2 protein-coding genes are annotated in these 1,641 nt (G+C 36.9%); both read right to left on the bottom strand.

Annotation, left to right across the window (positions count from 1 at the left end; all coding sequences use genetic code 11):
- Nucleotides 1–47: 47 nt before the first annotated feature.
- Nucleotides 48–620, bottom strand: coding sequence for a dTDP-4-dehydrorhamnose 3,5-epimerase (gene rfbC / locus ACZQCL_RS07445; RefSeq protein ID WP_117571149.1), 573 nt, complete (start codon nt 618–620; stop codon nt 48–50).
- Between the two features lie 14 nt (nt 621–634).
- Nucleotides 635–1,513, bottom strand: coding sequence for a glucose-1-phosphate thymidylyltransferase RfbA (rfbA, locus tag ACZQCL_RS07440; RefSeq protein ID WP_270490758.1), 879 nt, complete (start codon nt 1,511–1,513; stop codon nt 635–637).
- Nucleotides 1,514–1,641 lie beyond the last annotated feature (128 nt).

The following is a 1,641-nucleotide window of genomic DNA, read 5'->3' as shown; positions in this document are numbered from 1 at the left end:
TTCCACCAATGAAACCAGCACCACCCGTTACTAAAATTTTCATTCTTTTATTCTCCTTTATATACAAATTGATTATTTGATTCCTCTAAAGTAGGACCAATCTGATCTTTTTCACTCAATACAGGCTCAATACCATTTAATAATGAACCCCAATCTACATTACAAGTCGGATCATCATAACGCATACCACCCTCAGATTCCTTGTTGTATACATTATCGACTTTATATCTAAACTCAACATTGTCTGTTAAAGTTAAGAATCCATGCGCAAATCCCTGAGGAATAAAGAACTGTCTATGATTCTCTTCACTCAATTCAACACTTACCCATTGACCAAATGTAGGACTTCCCTTACGAATATCCACAGCCACATCAATCACTGTACCCTTCGTACAAGAAACCAATTTACTCTGTGCATAAGGCGGGTTTTGCCAGTGCAAACCACGAAGCGTACCCTTCTGTGCACTAAAAGACATATTGTCCTGTACAAAATCGACTGTAATACCCATCTTCTCATATTTAGGCTTCGAATACGTCTCCGTAAAATACCCTCTATGATCACCAAATACATCCGTATCAATAATCAATACGCCAGGAATCTTTGTTTCCGTTACCTTCATCACTATACCCCCAATTATTTAATATACTTACGATCCATGATTTTCTTCAAATAAGCACCATACTGATTCTTCTTATAAATTTCATAAGTAGATGCTAATTCTTCATCACCAATCCAACCATTATCATACGCAATCTCTTCAAGACACGCAATCTTACGATGCTGGTGCTCCTCAATTGTCTTCACAAAATTTGTCGCATCCACTAAAGACTCATGCGTACCCGTATCCAACCAAGTAAATCCATCACCAAGTAAAGTGACATTCAATTCACCATTCTCTAAATAAATACGGTTCAAATCTGTGATTTCCAATTCCCCACGAGGACTCGGCTTTAAATTCTTCGCATACTCAACCACTTTATTATCATAGAAATATAATCCTGTTACCGCATAATTTGACTTAGGACAAGCAGGCTTTTCCTCAAGACTAATCGCCTTACCCTCAGAATCAAATTCTACAACACCAAAACGTTCAGGATCCTCTACATAATAACCAAATACTGTAGCACCTACTTCATTTTCAGCAGCCGCGCGAAGACGCTTTGTCAAACCATGACCATGGAAAATATTATCACCCAAAATCATCGCACAACTATCATTACCAATAAACTCTTCACCCAAGATAAACGCTTGAGCAAGTCCATCTGGACTTGGCTGAACCTTATAAGAAAGCTCAATACCAAACTGATGACCATCCCCCAATAACTCTTGAAAACGAGGTGTATCATCCGGAGTTGAAATAATTAAAATTTCACGAATCCCAGCCTGCATTAAAATCGACATAGGATAATAAATCATTGGCTTGTCATAAATAGGAAGTAATTGTTTACTAGTCACCTTAGTCAAAGGATACAAACGAGTACCACTACCACCAGCTAAAATAATACCTTTCATAATAGACCTCCATAATTAAATACATTATATCATACATATAAAATAAACCCTAACGTAACGTTAGGGTCAAGAGCAATATGTATAAATAATTGAATCTTTAATTGTTTCCCAATCTCTTGATTGAGCTG

The sequence above is a fragment of the Holdemanella sp. genome (assembly GCF_056804935.1).
Note: the sequence above shows the minus strand (reverse complement) of the source record. Positions and strands in the feature narration are given on the sequence as shown.